We start from the raw sequence: 17,935 nt of genomic DNA on the forward strand, positions 1-17,935 counted from the left end.
TGACGCAAAATGCAACAGAATCTTTTATTCAGTACCTTCTTTTTATTTGCATGAAATAGAAGAAATCTAGATCAGGTAAAATGCCGAATAACACCACACAAAGAAGTATGCTTCGCCAGTACGCCGTCGAGAACGGACTGAATATCATTCAGGAGTATTCGGACGATGGGTGGAGCGGCACGAACTTTGACCGCCCCGCTTTTCAGCGTATGATTGAAGATATAGAAGCTGGGAAAATCAATTGTGTGGTGACAAAGGACTTATCCCGTCTTGGCAGAAACTATATCCTGACAGGCCAGTACACCGAACTCTATTTCCCCAGCCGCAATGTCCGCTATATTGCCATCAATGACGGTGTGGACAGTGCAAAGGGAGAAAGTGAAATTGCCCCGTTCAAAAATATCATCAAAGATGGGGACGCAAAGCCGTAGGGTCTAAGGCGCTTGTCGCGCTATGATAGCCTGGCTGCCAAAAGTCAAGCAAAGCCTGCCCTTTTCCAGAGGGCGGGCTTTTGCAACCTTTGTGGCTTTTGACGGATGCTTTCAGGGTATCAGATAGGGCTTTCGCCATGCTCCTGGCGAAAGGGGGACCTATGATTACCTGTTTCCACTCCAATGGGAGGACGAAATAAAGACGGAGCACTTCGCACATACTGCTCTCCTCTAATTCAACATAACAAAAAGTCAGCACATTGTCTGAACAGGCAAAGTGCTGACTTTTTGCTTTCGACAGTTTTCTTGCAAGGCTGAGATGGCTCTATAGGGAGGAATAATGATGTTTTTTGATCACAGGAAGGTACAACGGATTAAGGAGCAATATCCGAGCGGCACCCGCATCCAGCTCCACTCCATGTCCGGAGAAGCGGATATGCCATCTGGACTGACGGGAACGGTTGATTTTGTAGACGACGCCGGACAGCTCCAAATGACCTGGGACAACGGCAGATCTCTTGCTATCGTCCCCGGAGAGGACAGCTTCTCCGTCATCTCACGGCCGCAACAATCCGACATGTCGGAAAACGAAGCCGAGCAATTCGGCATGAAAATGGAATGAGAGGTGGAGCACAATGAAGGAAAAAGATCTGCAGAAAGTCTATATAGAGCGCCTGAACGCCATTCTCCCAACGGTGGATTTCGCAAAGCTGGATCGGTCCTGTAATTCCAAAGATGACAGTTATGCCAAAGAGATACTGAAACGGATGCATGACACTTGCGTCGAAGTTTACGGTACGGACCATTTCGGCAGCCACAGTTATGAATTTATTGAGTTTCCCGCTGTCATCCGGGGACGCAACACCGGCCATATCGGACTCGGTATCGTCACACTTGATCTGGAGTCCTCCGGTGAGCATTGGGAAACCTTCTTTTTAACGCCGAAGGGCGTCATCGAACAAGGCGGAGAAAACATAAAGCCCGACCAATCCAAGTACCTGTCGACTGTATATATTCCTTACGATTATTGGTACACCGTTTCTGTCGAGAGGGATCACCATGTGGATTTCGACAATGTACCGGAGAACGTGGCGGCTCTCCTGAATCACTGCTATCCGAATCAGCCGGAAATGGAGCATGACCGCCAGCAGCACAGCGAGGAAAGCGATCCAACTCCGAAACAACAGAACGGCCCGGTTATGGGATGACGGAGAATCACAGCCAAAGCCGGACGATCTGATAATGTCAATGTGAACTGCACACTTTAAAGTGCAAGTCAAAAATTGTATAATAAACGCTGACAGGAGGTGCTGCCAATGGTAAATTACCTTAGTGTGAACGGTGCGCAGATCACCGTTGCCACGATTGAGGATAGGGATTATATCTCCCTTACCGATATGCTGAAAGCGAAAGACGGCGATTTTTTCATATCGGATTGGCTTCGCAATCGGAATACCATTGAGTTTTTAGGCATATGGGAGCAAATCCACAATCCCGATTTTAATTATGGCGAATTCGCCATAATTAAAAGTCAGGCCGGATTGAACAGGTATAAGATCAGCGTCAAGGAATGGGTAGCAAAAACAAACGCAATCGGCCTTAAAGCGACTGCCGGACGATATGGCGGAACGTATGCCTATAAAGACATTGCATTCGAATTCGGCATGTGGATCAGCCCTGAATTCAAAATTTATTTGATCAAGGAATTCGAGAGCTGAAAGCGGAAGAACAGCGGCAGCTCGGCTGGGATATCAAACGCAACCTGGCAAAAATCAATTATCGCATCCATACGGACGCGATCCAGGAGAACCTGATCCCGCCGGAGCTCACACCACAGCAGGTCAGCCAGGTATATGCCAGCGAAGCGGACGTTCTGAATGTTGCCTTATTCGGAAAAACTGCCAAACAGTGGCGTGACAGCAATCCGGAATCAAAAGGCAACATCCGTGATTATGCCAATGTCTCGCAGCTTGTTTGTCTTTCAAACATGGAAAATCTGAATGCGGTATTTATTGCGGACGGAATGCCGCAGGCAGAACGCCTGAAGAAACTTAATGCAATTGCGATCAGCCAGATGAAGCTGCTGACGGAGGATCACAGGGTAACGGCCCTGGAAGAAAAGAGCCCGCAAACTAAACAACTGGATGAGAGCGGAAAACTTCCTCCCCGATAACCACGGAGATTTATGCTGGAGCCTTTTTATTGAAAACATAAGTGTTTGGCGGGTGAAAAAAGTGGCATCTATATTCACCTAACTTCTCAATAAAGACATAGCTTTCCGCTAAGGAATTGCTATGTCTTTTCTTTCGCAATATTATGGGTTCAAAGCCTTGGAATTTGTAAGGGAGGTCAATAAGTGAATAAGGATAGAAACTGGACCGTTTTGTTTATCGGCGGAGCTTCGGGAACCGGCAAATCAAGCCTGGCTTATGAAATTGCACGTTTCTATGGCGTAAATGTCTTGGAAGTAGATGATATTCACCTATCTGTAGAAGCAGTTACAACAAAGGAAGGTTTTCCGGCAATACATTATTGGAATACGGGCGTAAATTGGATGGAAGTCGGGGTTGAGCGCAACGTGAACTGGTTGATCGATGTAAGCAAAGAAATGATTCCGGTATTAAAAGAGCTGGTAAACAGGCACCTCGAGGATAAAGTTCCCGTTATTATTGAGGGCGATTTTATCTATCCCGAATTTATATTATCCTTTGATACCCCAGAGGTAAAATCAATTTTTGTGAATGAGTCAGACATAAATCAAATATTGCAGAATTATTTATCAAGGGAAGGCGGCGATTTACAGCATTACAGAGCCGGAATAAGTATTTCTTACGGAAAATGGATAGCAGATATCTGCAATCGAAATAATATTAGATTGATTGACTCAAGACCTTGGAATACTGTTTTAACGAGAGCCCTAAATAGTTTGTTGTAAGAGTACATACTCCGATTTGCCGATTAGGATTACAGCGATACCTTGGATTACACCATGACCCTCAGTGGACCTCGATAGATGCCGCTGTCACCGAGACGGATATTACTCAGGTACATACCTCACCTTTGGCGGCGTATATAGCCTGACTGCACCGAAGAAAAGGAAATTGTATATCAAATGCATAATGAAACGAAGCATATGAAAGGAATTATGATACGGAGGTAAAATCATAAAACGTGCTGCAATCTAGCTGAAAATGTTAGTTGCAGCACGTTTTATGGTTCATTCATGCAAAACTATTTCTTTTCCCGGCGGAAACACATAAACCAATCCAGGCAATATTGATCGTCCGTTTGATTATCCATGCGCTCTTTGGCTGTTCCGCAGGAACCGGCGGTAGGAACAATCACATCGTCGCCGGGACGCCAGTCGGCAGGCGTCGCCACGCTGTCGCTGTCGGCCTTCTGCAGCGCCATAACAATTCTCTTGATTTCATCAAAATTACGGCCGGTAGAAAGAGGGTAATACAAAATGGTGCGGATCTTGGCAGCGGGATCAATCACAAATACCGCACGCACCGCCTGGGTATTGGACTGTCCGGGCTGCATCATACCATACTTGTTGGCAACCTCCATGCGGATATCCTCGATCAGCGGAAATTTAACTTCTATGTTCTTCTTCCCATTCCATTCCAGCTCCTGAATCTTGCGCAGCCATGCGATATGTGCATAGAGGGAGTCTACCGAGAGACCGATAAGCTCGGTATTGAGCGCCTTGAATTCATCCGCCATGGAGGCGAATGTCATGAACTCGGTAGTGCAGACCGGCGTAAAGTCGGCGGGATGGGAAAAGAGGATGACCCATTTGCCTTTATAGTCTTCGGGGAAATTGATCACTCCCTGTGTGGTTACAGCCTGAAAGCTCGGAGCCATATCGCCGATCAGCGGCATTCTTACAACTTGCATTTCTTCCATTTTCATAATCTCCTTTTCATTTTAATATGTTGAATTGCTATGTCTGCATTATAACAGCGGAACCGATCAACTTCCGTGATAAGGTTACATAGCCCGCAAAAAAACCGTTTGTCTGTTTTTCGTTTTGGTGGAACAATTCAAGGTTTCATAGTATAATTAAAACCAATAAGCATTAACCTCTGTCATGAGGAAGCAATTGAGGCGTTAACTGAAGTAAACTGAAAAGAAGACAATATTAACGCCCCTGGCGCTAAAGAATAAGCAAATACGAGGGAAAACATCAATGAAGAAATCTCTGCAAATATCCGAGTCCCTGTTGCTCGTGGTCATACTAACACTATCCGGCGGATTTATGGATGCGTATTCCTATCTATGCCGGGATCATGTTTTTGCAAACGCCCAGACAGGAAATATTTTATTGTTTGGAGTCAATCTCTCTATGGGTGATTTCACCTTGGCATTGCGATATCTTTTTCCTGTCCTATCCTTTGCTTTTGGTATCGCTATTGCGGAAATTATCAGACATCGTTTTTATAATGCCAAGCGCTTTCACTGGCGTCAGGCCGTACTTATAACAGAAGCAATTATTTTACTTTTTGTTGCATTCCTGCCTCAGGATCTGAATTTGCTTGCCAATAGCCTTATCTCCTTTGCCTGCGGCGCACAGGTGGAGAGCTTCCGGACCCTAAATGGATGCGGGGTGGCCACCACTATGTGCATCGGCAATCTTCGGGCGGGCATAGAGGCTCTTTGCAATTATTGCTTTACCAAGGATAAAATAGAAAGGAAAAACAGCTTCTTATATTTGGGCATTATTGCAGCATTTGTGATTGGAGCGGTTATAGGAAATCTTTTCATAAATCTATGGGGAGAAAAAGCCATTATAGTCAGCGTAATGCTGGTGCTGACGGGATTTGCCTTAATGTTTATCAAAAAAGAAGATTAATAGATTACCCAAAAACATACCTTATCCTCTCACTTTGGGAAATTACAGTGTTGAGTATGAAAAGCACCGGATTGATGAACTGAACCTGATTTGTCTTAACACGGTCCCTATTGACATTAAACCTGACCACATAGGGTTCTTGACAAATCGGAACCTGCTCACATTACGCAGGTGTCAGGCAGGTTACTCTGCTGTATCGGTTACTCGGAGAAAGACCAGGATGGGAACAATACCGGTTCTCATCCTGGTCTTTCCTGTTACTCTATTTTATTTTCCCGGTCCGTAGCTGAAGGTCACCGATATGGTCTCCACCTTGCCAAGGGTCTCCGCATCCAGAAGACTCGGCGTTACATAAGCCAGGACTCCGTTCTCGGTACGGGCCTCTTCCGGTATTGCCGTAACCCAGGTATTATATAGATTTACCCTGGTGCATTTTCCATCGTCACTGGTGGTATACGGCCTGCCTGCCAGCTTGTAAGCTTCCCCATTGATCAGGACTTCCTTGATGGTAATCACATATCCGGGAAATAACGTCTCTCCGTTGGCAACCCCCAGGGCAGAGAAAACCATGCTGTCCGCAAAGCCTGCGCCGGTCCCCGTAAAGTCCAGGCTTACCGTATAGATGCCTTCTCCGGTGATTTCTGCATCGGTCGCTTCCACTCCCTCGGTTTTCGATGCGGGATCATAGACATCTCCCACACTGTATATGACAGACCAGTCCTTACTGTTGTACATAATCCAGGCCATGGCTGTGTTCTCATCCAATCCGGCCACATCCTCCGCTGCCGCCAACGCCCCATCCATTCCGGCCCTGGCTGCTTCTCTGATTTCCTCTTCTGTCTTAGACGCCTGAGCATTCAGGCTGTGGGTCTGGTAAAGGGCCGCCACCTCCGGGTCGATGATTTTTTGCTCCGTTCTGCTGAACATATCATTGCAGTCCCAAAGCATGGGCACATATCCGTATAAGTCACAATTATTCAGGAAGTTATTAATATAATCCGCCGTATTCTCCTTTACTTTGCCGTTATTCAGTAATACTCCATATTCTCCAAGGACGATCCCATATCCTTGCTGTGTGAACTTCGTCATTTTTTCTAAAAGAGCATTCTGTTCCTCATGATCCTTTCGGGTACCCCAGCTGGAAAGGCTGGTATTGATGCAATAGCCGTCCGGATTATAGTAATGCACGGACAAGAGAAGCTTATTTTCTGCCGTGTCCTTCGGCATGACAAAACGATCATCACAGGTTTTGGCAATATCCGTACCGAAACCGGCAATCAGAAGGAAACGCCGGGCATTGTTTCCCCCTGTGCTTCGGATGGTATCCACGAAGGCCTGGTTGATCCTGTTTGTCATCTCATAGCACTGGTCTTCGGACAAGGTACCCGAATCCACTGCTATATCCGTATCATTCAGGCGGAAGCCCAGTTCTTCGTTAGCAGATTCAAAGATGAGCTGATCCGGATACCCGGCATACTTTTCCCCTATCTGTTTCCACATGGAGGTATATAATTCCATAGCTGCTTCCCTGGTTGCTCCGGAGGCAGAGCCGAACATGCCCCACCAGCCTCCGTCCCAATGGTCATTCACTATTACATACATATCTTCCTTCAGGGCATAATTAATGATTTCCTCTACCCGGTTAAGATAATCTTCCCCTATGGTGTAATCCCCGCGTTCAAAATTCATGGCATTGGTCCAGGCCACGGGAATTCGCAGGGAATCAAAGCCTGCCGCCTTCATGGCACTGATCATTTCCTGTGTGGTAACGGGCATTCCCCAACTTGTCTCATAGGAAGAAACCGACGCTCCCACTCCCAGAGATGCGCGTCCATACGCTTCCATGGTATTTCCAAGGTTGATGCCGTTTCCCATCCGCTTTGCCACTTCCAGGGAAGTCAATTCCTTCTGCTCCTGTCCATCATCACCGGCCTCAGCACTGCTGTCTCCCGTCCCGGTGCCATTATCTCCTGCTTCAAGACCACTGTCTTCTGCGGTACTGCCGCTCTCACCGTCCTCACTGCCATCCTCTCCGGTCTCCATGCCGCTATCCGGCTTGCTGGCTTCCTTATCCGCGGCATTCCCTTTGTTCCCGCAGGAAATGAGCCCTGCCACCAGCAGAAGCGCCAGCACCAACAGCATCCATTTACATATTTTTAAATATTTCATACCGTTATCTCCCCTCCAGTCTTTATCTGATTCTATCATACCGTGACTGACACAAATTAAAAACCGCATTTTTTAGTGAAGATAATGGTAATTATTTTACGTAAAGGACAATCGAAACACCGTTTCGATAAACATTACAGAATTTTCTCCGCAATCTCCATCGCTTCCCGTTCCGCCGCAAGCATTTCTTCCAGCAGGGCCGCCTGCCTGTGCCGCATCTCTTTTGTCCAGAAGCGGCATGCCCTCTCTCCCTCAAGTGCTTCGCCGCTGTCAAGCATGGTATGAACTTCACCGGCTTTTTCAGAGATTAACCCGAAGAGCTCAGCCATACGGTTCATCTCACCGGCATACTCCGGCAGAAGCCCCTGACTTTCCTTCAGATAACAATATGCTGCTTTCCTCGCATCACAAAGAGCCAAGGTACAGAATTGGTTGACAGAAAAGCGCCTTGCAGTCTGCTCCGCATTGCTGCTCTTATACCAATCCTCCTCCAGAAGATCCTTCCTCCAGACCTCATAGGCATACAATCCCATGGCATAGCCCCGGTTGTTGGTCTGTTTCGAGCAATCCACAAACACAGCCAGGGAATTCAGCAGATTATCCCGGTCAGAGGGCGGCACGGTCTTCCCGTCAAAATAGGTGATAATAAAGGGCCAGTTATCCACCCGAAGATAATCATATGGATTATTCTCGTCCTTTTTGAAATCTGCGGAATCTATAATCTCCCTATCATATTTAGTACGGCAGAATAAATCCGCTCCGTTTTCCTCATATCCGCAGATAACGCCCCACTCCGGTGCAACCCGCAGATTGATGCCAAGCACCGGCATGTTATGGCGGATTTCACTCACCATACGTCTGCGTTCCTCTGCCCGCGTTTCCTTATCAACACGGTCGGCAAATTTCGGCACAAATCCAAAAGCCTTATAACCCGGCGTGGCATAGTCATAAGCAACCAGTCCGTCCACTGAGCTGTAATCCCATCCCGGCGAGCAGAAGGCAAGACGATAGCAGGCACCTGAAACACCCATCACATGTTCATAGGTGGCCTTAATATCCATTGTCATAAGCGCCGCAGTCAAGGCCGCCGCCCAGGAGCATTCCCAGCCCTTGCCGAATTCCGGCAGTATGGGAACATTCGGTATAAAATATTCTCCGCTGATCTGTTTTCTGAAAAACTCGGTTTTATCTTCGTTGTATGCAATGCTCTCCCCCTCCTCACAGGTAACCATGTGAATGCCATCTTTATTCAAATATACAAAGGTCAGATATTCCTTCTCATCGTTCATCGGATTACTGGGAAAACTCTCATGGTCGGCATGGTATTCGTTCCAGTTGAATACCTTATAATGCGCAACCTTCTGCATTACATCCATTTTGGCTTTTGACGTGCCATAGGCTGCCGCAATGATCTCCGCCTTCTCCGTGGCCGTATAAGCCTTGCTTTCCAGGTTGATGGCCAGATGGCCGTTCTCCTCTGCAAAGGTATAGAAAACACCCTGCTCCGTCCGGTATTTTACCGCCAGATACCCCGGGCGGCTGCCTCCCGGCTGACAGGCAAGGGACAAAGCATTCACCTCGATCTCCAAAGAATCATTCTGAAGCAGTTTGTTTAACCGGCTGGTCACATTGTGGCTTTCCATCCCATCCCCGTAAAAGGCGGATAAAATCTGGAGCTTGCTATCTGTCAGTATCGAGTCGATGCTGGTATCCAGCAGCTTTGCAAGGGCGGGAAGCACCGATGTCTCCGGGAGGGCATGTCCGGTTTCCCATAGTTAAAGATATTGCTATCAGTATCAATCAATTTTGCCGATAAAGCGGTAGTAAATTTCCACTTCCTGTTCCCGGCTCCCGTCCTCATCTCTGACGGCTTCATGTACCAGTATCTTTTCAATCAGCGTGTTAAGGAGCGTGGCGGTCAGTTCGGCGGGCATGGAGCATTCTTTAATCAGGGCAATCCATTGTTCAGCGTCACAGCTTTCCTGTTGGGATTTCTTCAAACGCTCCTGTAAGGTCTGGATTGTTTCCTCAAGCTCCCCCTGTTCCGTCTGGTATTTTTCGGACAGCATGGAGAAGTTGCGTTCCGTGATTTTCTCCGCCGCTCTGTCCTCATATATTTTCACAAACAGGGTGTCAAGCTCCCTTTGCCGCTTCTCCGCTTTTTTCAATTCGGACACCGCCCTTTTCTTGGCGGCGTTCCGTTCCCTGTCCCCGGTTTTCAATAGCCTTTGCAGGAGCTTTTCCTCGTCCTGCTGTACTTCCTTTGACCAGTATTGCAGACGGGAAAGGACATAGGCATAAAGCACATCATAGCGAATGTAATGAGCCGAACAATACCCTTTGCCAAACTGCCCGTAGTAACTGCATGAATAGTAGCTGTACGGTTTTTTGTTCTGCCCGTTGGTTCCGAAGCGGAGCGACCAGCCGCAGTCCGCACATTTCACAAGCCCGGCGAAAATTTGTGTGGTATTGTTTTTCCTCTGTCTGCGTCTGCTCTGGATTTGCTCCTGCACCCGCTGAAAGACTTCCGTTTCAATCAGCGGTTCGTGGGTATCCTCCACCCGGTACCATTCGCTTTCCGGCTTGCGTATCTTCTTCTTCTCCTTAAAGGAAACGGTGGTCTGCTTGTTGTGGACGCTGTTGCCAATATAAACCTCGTCCTTTAGGAGCTTCTTCACTTGTGCGATTGTCCAAAGATACCGTTTGTTTTCCGGCTGTCCCTCAAAGATGTGGGCGAAGGTTCCGTATCTTTGGAAGTTCAGCCATGCAGGGGTGGGGACTTCTTTCTCAATCAAAAGCTTTGTGATTTTAGCGGCTCCCATGCCGTGATAGGCAAGGTTAAAAATCTTTTCGATAATCCAGCGGGTGTCCTCGTCAATGAGCAGTTTTCCCTTGATTTCCGGGTGCTTCCTGTATCCTAACGGCGCATAGGCCCCATAGTGGGCACCGTCCGCAAACCTTACCCGCATAGCGGACTTGACCTTGCGGCTGGTATCCCTTGCCACCCATTCATTAGTGCTGTTCGGATAAAGCAGGGTATAGGGTTTACCCCGCCTTATCCACCAAATTGTAGTGAATGACCACGTCTCTGCACTTCTGCCCATCCACCACCTTGCGCTCGCCAATCTCAATGTAGTGTATCAGCTCCAGCAGCATCCCCCGGTCAAGCTGCTCCACTGCCACATACTTCTTTATGCTCTGGATATAGTGCTCAATGTCACGCTCATCCTGTGCGGTATCGGCCAGCTTCTGCTTCATGGCCTGCACCAGCGACTGCTTTTCCACACGCTCCGCTTCATACTTGCCCAGCAGATTTTTGAAGACCGCTCCGGGGACGGTGCCCAGCACCTTGTCCTCATAGAGCGCCTGCGTGAGCCGTTCCAGCTCCCCAAGGCGCTTTTCCGCGCCTTTGAGGGCAGTCTTATCGGCTTTCAGCTGGCGGTCGCTCTGCTTGGCTTTCTGTTCCAGAAGCTCCCGGCGCACCCTGTCCTCGTCCTCCAGCACTCGCTTTGCCCGGTGGCGAATATCGTCCAGCACCAGTTCCGATAAGGGATTCAGGTAGATAATGTGGGCGGAGCAAGCACTTCTACCGCTTCTGGCGTAGCTGCCACAGAAATAGGAAATATACTTGACCTTACCTTTCTTAGGGTAGGTGTGGGTTTCCTGACTGTAACGCATTTTGAAGCCACAATCCATGCATTTCAGCAGACCGCCGAACAGGCTGATTTCATTTTCCTTGGTGGGGCGGGGCTTGTAATTTCTTGCGTCAACCTCTGCACAGGCGTTCCAAGTATCCATGTCGATAATTGGTTCATGGGTATTCTCCACCTTGATCCAATCCTCTGTGGGCTTATCAACCTGCTTTTTGTTCTTGTAGGAAAGAGTGCCCCGCTTGTTCTGCACCATATGCCCGATATAGACCTCGTTGCGGAGCATTTTCTTGACCGTGACATCGTTCCAGAGGTGATTCCGATACCCTTTGCTTTCAACACCCTTTTGTTCATAATAGTAATCCCTCGGCGGCAAAATGTGTTCCTCGTTGAGCAACCGGGCAATTTTGCGGAACCCAAACCCCTGCCTGCGGTATGCGAACAGTTTCCGCACCACCTCGGCGGCGAACTCATCAACGATAAACTTGTGCTTATCATCAGGATGCGCCTTGTACCCATAAGGTACATAACAACCCAGGTAATTCCCCATTTTTGCGTGCGCCTGCTTGACCGCCTTGATTTTCTTGCTGGTGTCCTTGCTTTGGAACTCGTTGAACAGATTCCGGAACGGCATAATGTCGTTGTCATTGTGGATGGTGTCCACACCGTCATTCAGGGCGATAAAGCGGCAGCCAATCATAGGAAACAGATAATCCGTAAACTGCCCCACCTGAATGTAGTTTCTTCCGAAACGGCTCAAATCCTTGCAGAGTATCAGGTTGATATGCCCCTCTTTGGCATCCTCAATGAGTTTGGACACGCCGGGGCGGTCAAAGGTAGTGCCGCTGACCCCGTCATCACAATATACAGAATAATCGTTCCAGCCCTGTTCCTCGCAGTATCGTGTGAGCATCAATTTCTGGTTTTCAATACTGACGGATTCTCCCGCCCGTTCATCATCCTTGCTCAAACGGACGTAGACGCCGACCTTGTAACTATTTTGGACTTTTAACATTTCCCCTCACTTTCCGCAAGCCCAAACTGTCGGCAGTATTATCAAAATCAGTATACCGTAACTACCGCCGACAGTCTATACCATACAGGCGAATTATGCCTTTTTCCGCTGCTCGGGCTGGCTCATGGCGTTCTGAATTGCCAGCCGTTCCATGGTTTTGTCAATATCCTTGCTGCCCTCAAAAAGGCTGGTGAGCCGGTACAGCATCTTGCCGATGCTGACCTCCCGGTAGGCGGAAACTTTTCCGCCTACCGTTTTTAGGTTTTGAGCAACCACATCAAAGTTTGTGCCGCCGCTGCGGTCACGAAAGATGCTGATACAGCGTCTTAAAAACGCGCGTAATTTCAAATTGTACACCTCCTACATGCTCTGTTCCATGTCCTGCTCATATTGAGGACTGTAACCGTGTTTCTGTTTTTTCTTTTTGCCGGACTTTCGGCGCATACGCTCCTGTTCGTATTTCTGTCGCTCGGCATCCGGATCATAGGGATTTACAAGATTTTCAACAGACTGAGCAAGGTATAAAGCACTGTCGAGGAGAGCAGCCCCACGGCCGTCCATTTGACCTTGAGCTTCCACGGCAGCATATCCCGGTGCCTCAGTAATTCCGTCTGCTCCTTGAAGCCCTCCTGCAACTGCCATTTCAGGCTGTCCTGCGACTTGTCTATTTTGTCGGTCACCATCTGCGAAATCCTTCTGTGCTGGTCGCCGATCACCCGGCACAGCATGTCTCCCTGATTGTCGTATATCCCCTGACAGTAATCCCGGATGGCGTTCTCGATTTGCGGTTTGGTCGGCAGTGTCGAGATATACTGCCCCAGCGCCGCCATCCGTTCCAGCAGCGCCGTCTGGCTGTTTAACATAGCATCCCATTCCACGGTCGGAATGGCGCTGACCTGCGGCAAATAGGGCATGGTCAGCTTCTGCGGGTTCTCCTGCGGCTTGTTCAAAGCCTTGAGTTCGTTCAAGTTCGGCAAAATGCTGTTCCATCCTTTCTTTCAGATATTTTTCATCATGGAGCTTGTTGTCCCTGCACCGCTGGCCTGTGGGGGCGGTGTAGGTGATGTATTTGTGATGGGGTATCCACTTCACCCCGTAGCCCATTCCCTCCATACAAGCGGTAAATTCAGCCTGTGTGCGGCTCTGGGAGAGCGCCGTGTCAATGGCGTTCATCAGCTGGAATTTGAGGCTGCCGCCCCGCACAGCCGAGCGATATTCCCCTGCGCCCATCGGCTTCATGGCGGGTTTTTGATAGGGCTTCAAAATCTCCAAGCCGTGTGCCGAACAGATTTCATCGGATAGGGTGCGCAACTGCTCCAAGTCCTTTTCATTGAATTGCAGCTTTAACCCGGTTTCGCAGCTGACGGAATTGACAATCAGGTGATTGTGCCAGTGGTCACGGTCGATGTGGGTGGCTATCTGGATCTCAAAGCCCTCAAACCGCCGGGCAAGCTCAATCCCCATTTGGTGGATTTCCTGCGCTGTGGCGCCGCAGTCCGGTTTGAAGCTCTGCACATACTGGTAAAAGAACACCTTGCTTTCTTTTCTGTGTTGCTTTTTTGTTGCCATAAATTCCTGAAAAGCGGTTTCCCCGCAGCAGTTCTGCCCGGACAGCAGCCTGCATTGTTCGCCGTTTTGGTTCTGGAAAAGGGTTTTATAATCCTGCGCCACATAATCCATGACCTTTTTCATGGCGGTGCGGCTCTGCGTTTTTTCCTTGATGGCGGTGACGATTGCCATAGGCTCACGCCCCTTTGTCCATCAAGCCGCAGATAGAATCGAACACGGCTCCGAAGCTCCGTTTTGTGTCAGTGAGATCAGGGCAGGTAATCCTGCCCATATTGCAAAGCACCGTCAGCTGGTTCAGATTTTTCCCGATGGCTTTCAGCTGAACAGTGACAGCATCCAAGCCGTTCACCACAATGATTTCCTTGCCCAGTGCGGAAAGGGTGAGGAAATCCGTCATGGTCATTCCCGACAGCTGCGCCTTATTTTGAATGCGGTCATAGTCCGCTGTACTCATTCGCATGGCGAACATCTTATCTTTTTTCAAGTAATCACGCTCCTTTCGTCCCGGGGGATTGGGGGCAGCGCCCCCGACCAGCTGTTTGTATTGGCGGCGGGCGAAAGCCCGCTGTCAATACAAACAATATGCTGGCCTACCCTGAAGGGTAGTGAGCGTACCCAGCCCCGTAAACGCTCCCTTGCTTTTCCGCTCCTCTTGGGTTACAATGAGAGCAACCAATTTTTGAAACCGCTTTGGTTTCATGAGCCGTCATTCCATTGCCGTGGAGTGGCGGCTTTTGCTATTCAGCAGTCATAGGCATCATCTCCCTTTTTGGACGACTAATTAATAAAATACACAATAGTTAGTCCGTGGTTATATAGTAACAAAGCCTTGCAATTCCGTCAAGACTAATGTATAATTATTTTAATATTAAGTCGTTTGGATGAGGTGACAAAGGATGCGTTACACATACAATGTTTGGGTTGCAGACAGCAAAGAGCATTTTGAGTATGGAAATGAACAGAAACAGAAAAAGAAAAAAGACCTGCCCTTCGGGACAAGTCTGATGGAGCTGCTCTATTTGGATGTTTGGGCATATGGTGAGTTGTTTGACGAGATGGGCAAGGCTCTCATGGAACTGTATTCCTCTAAGGAACAGCGGTATGCAGATGAGGTGCTTTCTGCGCTGGACACGATAGCCCACCAGCACATTTACTTTGAGCTGCTTCGTCTGGAATGGTGGGACAGGCTGGAACAGGCAAAGCGGCAGAATTATGAGAACATTTCCGCTCTGCTGCCCCGCAAGGAGCTGACCCATATTCCATCCAATATTCACACGATGCAGGAGCAGATTAAAACGCTCTTTGCCCATGTACTGGACTTGGACACCAGCCCGAAGGAACCGGTGCAGAAAAAGATGGTGCAGTACTATAACTACCGTGGAAGTGACCAGCTGAATACATTCCAGTTTCAACCCCAGCCCATGAGCTTTGAGGTCATTGACCGCAAAACCTTTACCGAGGTGCTGTATCCGAAAAATATCTATGATCTAATTGATTACTTTGTTAGGGAGTTCGTGAAGCAGGAGCAGTCTGTGCGCATCTGCAAAAATTGCGGAAAGTATTTTGCCCTCTCCGGGCGTTCCGATGCGGAATACTGCAATCGTGCCATTGACGATAAGGGGCGCACTTGCAGAGATGTAGGGTCAATCAAGGCTTGGACGGAAAAGCGCAAGGATGATGATGTTTTCAAGGTCTACCGCCGGGAATACAAAAAGCGTTTTGGCTGGATTAAGGCCGGGAAGATTGAGCAGGATGCTTTCTACGCTTGGAGTGAAAAGGCAAGGGAGCAAAAAGCAAAATGTGATAACGGGGAAATTAGCTTAAAAGAGTTTACCGACTGGCTCAAAAATTTATGATGGCTTGGGATTAGGTAGATGCGGGGATGGAGAGAAATGTTGATTTATTTACTGGGTACTGCTAAAAAATAGAGCAGATTCTGGAAGTGAAGCCGAGAAGTCATAAGGACGCATTGTGATCTATACTACCAGACAAACCGAATACGGAAAATCCGGAGCAAGGTACAAGCCCTGCTCCGGATTTTTATAGATGGTAGTTCGCAATGCGCAGCGTAGTGGTTGAATTAATTTAGGGGCGTTCATATTCCAACATGTCAGTTGCCTTATTTTCAATACATCAAACGCATATCACAGTACATCTCCTCCGCACCAGCAACTAAAACATGCTAATATATTAAGGAATGCTTAAAAGGGCAAGCATTGCCCTTTTAAGCAAAAACACGGTATAAGGGAGAGAAATGCCTTGAAGAAATTGAAAAAATATGTATCCTTGCTACTGATTGCTTTCATGCTGCTTAGCAACACGTTGGGAGTTGCGGCATCTACACAGCAAGACGAAGCTGGTCCTGTTTACGACGAGGAGAATCATTCTGCGTTTATTACCCAAAAAACAGCGGAATGGGAAAGCGAAAGTGACTATCTCGCACGGCTCACACTAGCAGTTAACGCAACCGAGCGAACCGAACCACTCGACATCGTGATCTGCCTTGACCGCTCGGGCAGCATGTCTCTGCACAACATACAAGGCAACGGCACGCATGCAGCAGCCTGCCCATGCCTTAATCAGGATCATTTTTATCTTTATCCCGTTGCAAATGAAGCTACTGAACCGGAGCCCGAACCGGACGACTTTGATGCCAGTGATCCCTCCGCACGGGAAACCGTGTATCCCAATGATGACAGCACCATTACCGTGTATAACGCCGAGCTTGAGAAATGGGTGCGCCTGAATACTCAAAATCACGAGCACCTCTATTATGAGTTCGGTACCGGAGAGGGCAAAAGCCCTATGGAGTTGGCCGCTTATCATTTTAAAATGGATGGGGACAAATATGTACGTATCAGCCGCTGGGATACAGAAGATATACGCAAAAATGATAAGTCTGGTATTTGGGTACACGGTAACGAAGCGGAGGGCTGCTATGATCGCTGGGCGGAAGCAAAAACTGCAGTGGAAAAGTTTACCGCCAATGTGCTGAGCCGTCATCCTGAAAACCGGGTGGCACTGGTACCTTTCTCTGTGCGGGACAGCACAATGGCCGAAACGCTCAACCGTATCACCCCCCTGTACAGAGATTGGCTCATCGAAGAAAGAGGCGATGGCGGAAGCTGGCTTCGAGGGATGACGGTCGGGGCGAACAAAGAGCTGTCCGGCTCCTATAATGCTATCGTGGATTGGACGCATAACCCCAACGCTGTCAAAACCGTCCTTGACGACCTCTTTTCCACCTGTAATACAGACTATGTATACGGGCTGAGTCAGGCGTATAACCTCATCGCAGGGCGTGGAGATACCGACCGAAAGGCCGTGGTGGTATTTTTGTCCGACGGAACGCCTTTTTCCATTGCGACACAATATACAACTGCGAATACCGCTTATGCGGCGGGCAGTTCTATTGCTTCTTTCTGCAACCACGACACGCATATTTTCGCACTGGCAAACGCCATAACCGCTCCCGTTGACACGGTTATAACGGATGTAGGCCAGTATGGGGACCTTTGGACGGGAACCGGCCGATACCAGCGCCATGATATTGATTCGGAGTATTTGGAGAAAGACAACTCCAGCGGTGCGGTGACGGGAGCGCCGGGCTTGGGTGCACAGATCGTTACCGTCAGCTATATGATAGATAATCCCGCCAGCGTTACCCGCCTTCAAAACATGGCCTCCAACAGCCAAAGTTTCATTGAGATCCCCCCGGATGCCAGTATGTTAACTGCTGCGGTTTTAAGCGAGCGACTGCTGGATGCTGCGGTTTTTCCAGGCGGGCGCAGTGCTGTGCTCAAGGATGAAATCAGTCAGTATTTTGAAGTAGACAAAACCCGGCTTAACGAGTGGTTGGGCAATCGCAGCGGTCAGGTCACCATTGAAGAAGTGATGGAGGGAAACACCCTCAAGGAAACAGTGGTGTGGGACATCGGCGATATGTATGCCTACGCCGCGGATTTGTCCATCAGCATTCCGCTGATTCTAAAAGAAGCGTACCGCGATGTGGCAAAGACAACCTACTATCCGACTAACGCCGACACAAACCCCGTCCCCGACCTTTATACGTCTCAAAATGGAGAAAAAGGACCGGACAATGGGGCAAAGCTCTACTATACCGATTTTGACGACGAGGCGCATTATTCGACCATCGGCACACCCAAGCTGCCGGTCAATCCGAAATCCACGCCGACACCCGATCCGACGCCTGATCCGACACCCGACCCAACTCCTGACCCAACGC

General features: G+C 48.7%; 13 protein-coding genes, 3 pseudogenes and 1 riboswitch. Of the genes and pseudogenes, 8 read left to right on the top strand and 8 right to left on the bottom strand.

Translation table 11 applies throughout. From position 1 onward, the window contains the following. Positions 1-107: 107 nt before the first annotated feature. The 5 genes and pseudogenes from HNQ56_RS16990 to HNQ56_RS17010 all read left to right on the top strand — a co-directional run. Positions 108-368 (top strand): annotated as a pseudogene (locus HNQ56_RS16990) (recombinase family protein); the annotation flags it as partial. Between the two features lie 7 nt (positions 369-375). Further along, a riboswitch (cyclic di-GMP riboswitch) is annotated at positions 376-473 on the top strand. Between the two features lie 298 nt (positions 474-771). Further along, positions 772-1,053, top strand: a complete 282-nt coding sequence (locus tag HNQ56_RS16995) for a DUF4314 domain-containing protein (protein WP_429148725.1) — start codon at positions 772-774, stop codon at positions 1,051-1,053. A gap of 73 nt (positions 1,054-1,126) precedes the next feature. Next, positions 1,127-1,639: a hypothetical protein gene (locus tag HNQ56_RS17000; protein WP_429148727.1), complete on the top strand. Its 513-nt coding sequence runs from the start codon at positions 1,127-1,129 to the stop codon at positions 1,637-1,639. A gap of 108 nt (positions 1,640-1,747) precedes the next feature. Then, positions 1,748-2,604: pseudogene (locus tag HNQ56_RS17005) on the top strand (KilA-N domain-containing protein). A 183-nt stretch (positions 2,605-2,787) separates the two neighbouring features. Continuing rightward, the gene (locus tag HNQ56_RS17010) at positions 2,788-3,366 is read left to right on the top strand and encodes a hypothetical protein (protein WP_429148728.1); all 579 of its coding nucleotides are present in this window, start codon (positions 2,788-2,790) and stop codon (positions 3,364-3,366) included. A 296-nt stretch (positions 3,367-3,662) separates the two neighbouring features. Here the strand turns inward: HNQ56_RS17010 and HNQ56_RS17015 are convergent, their stop codons facing one another. Then, on the bottom strand, positions 3,663-4,340 hold the full coding sequence (locus HNQ56_RS17015; RefSeq protein WP_429148730.1) for a peroxiredoxin: 678 nt from the start codon (positions 4,338-4,340) through the stop codon (positions 3,663-3,665). A gap of 283 nt (positions 4,341-4,623) precedes the next feature. On the opposite strand from HNQ56_RS17015, the gene HNQ56_RS17020 reads away from it, so the two are divergent. Further along, on the top strand, positions 4,624-5,286 hold the full coding sequence (locus HNQ56_RS17020) for a YoaK family protein (protein WP_429148732.1): 663 nt from the start codon (positions 4,624-4,626) through the stop codon (positions 5,284-5,286). A gap of 267 nt (positions 5,287-5,553) precedes the next feature. Here the strand turns inward: HNQ56_RS17020 and HNQ56_RS17025 are convergent, their stop codons facing one another. From HNQ56_RS17025 to HNQ56_RS17055, 7 genes and pseudogenes are all read right to left on the bottom strand, one after another. Beyond that, positions 5,554-7,455 carry a glycoside hydrolase family 5 protein gene (locus HNQ56_RS17025; protein WP_429148734.1) on the bottom strand — a complete coding sequence of 634 codons (1,902 nt, stop codon included), beginning with the start codon at positions 7,453-7,455 and terminating at the stop codon, positions 5,554-5,556. Positions 7,456-7,589: 134 nt separating this feature from the next. After that, complete coding sequence (locus HNQ56_RS17030) at positions 7,590-9,194, bottom strand: hypothetical protein (protein ID WP_429148736.1); 1,605 nt, start codon at positions 9,192-9,194, stop codon at positions 7,590-7,592. 57 nt (positions 9,195-9,251) lie between these two features. Beyond that, positions 9,252-10,508, bottom strand: a pseudogene (locus tag HNQ56_RS17035) (recombinase family protein); the annotation flags it as partial. Further along, positions 10,501-12,120 (bottom strand): recombinase family protein, encoded by a 1,620-nt coding sequence (locus tag HNQ56_RS17040; protein ID WP_429148738.1) that lies wholly within the window; start codon positions 12,118-12,120, stop codon positions 10,501-10,503. The pseudogene HNQ56_RS17035 and the gene HNQ56_RS17040, both read right to left, overlap by 8 nt. Positions 12,121-12,213: 93 nt before the next feature. After that, a complete protein-coding gene (locus HNQ56_RS17045) occupies positions 12,214-12,468 on the bottom strand; it encodes a hypothetical protein (RefSeq protein ID WP_429148740.1) in 255 nt (84 codons plus the stop codon). A 12-nt stretch (positions 12,469-12,480) separates the two neighbouring features. Further along, positions 12,481-13,860 carry a relaxase/mobilization nuclease domain-containing protein gene (locus HNQ56_RS17050; protein WP_429148742.1) on the bottom strand — a complete coding sequence of 460 codons (1,380 nt, stop codon included), beginning with the start codon at positions 13,858-13,860 and terminating at the stop codon, positions 12,481-12,483. 4 nt (positions 13,861-13,864) lie between these two features. Continuing rightward, complete coding sequence (locus tag HNQ56_RS17055) at positions 13,865-14,173, bottom strand: plasmid mobilization protein (RefSeq protein ID WP_429148744.1); 309 nt, start codon at positions 14,171-14,173, stop codon at positions 13,865-13,867. Between the two features lie 412 nt (positions 14,174-14,585). Here HNQ56_RS17055 and HNQ56_RS17060 point away from each other — a divergent pair, with 412 nt between their 5' ends. Next, a complete protein-coding gene (locus HNQ56_RS17060; protein ID WP_429148746.1) occupies positions 14,586-15,545 on the top strand; it encodes a DUF6076 domain-containing protein in 960 nt (319 codons plus the stop codon). A gap of 403 nt (positions 15,546-15,948) precedes the next feature. Beyond that, positions 15,949-17,935 (top strand): vWA domain-containing protein (locus tag HNQ56_RS17065; RefSeq protein WP_429148748.1); only part of this gene is annotated, 1,987 nt, incomplete at its 3' end.

This window comes from Anaerotaenia torta (genome assembly GCF_050433395.1).
In the GTDB taxonomy this organism is placed as follows: domain Bacteria; phylum Bacillota; class Clostridia; order Lachnospirales; family Lachnospiraceae; genus Mobilitalea; species Mobilitalea torta.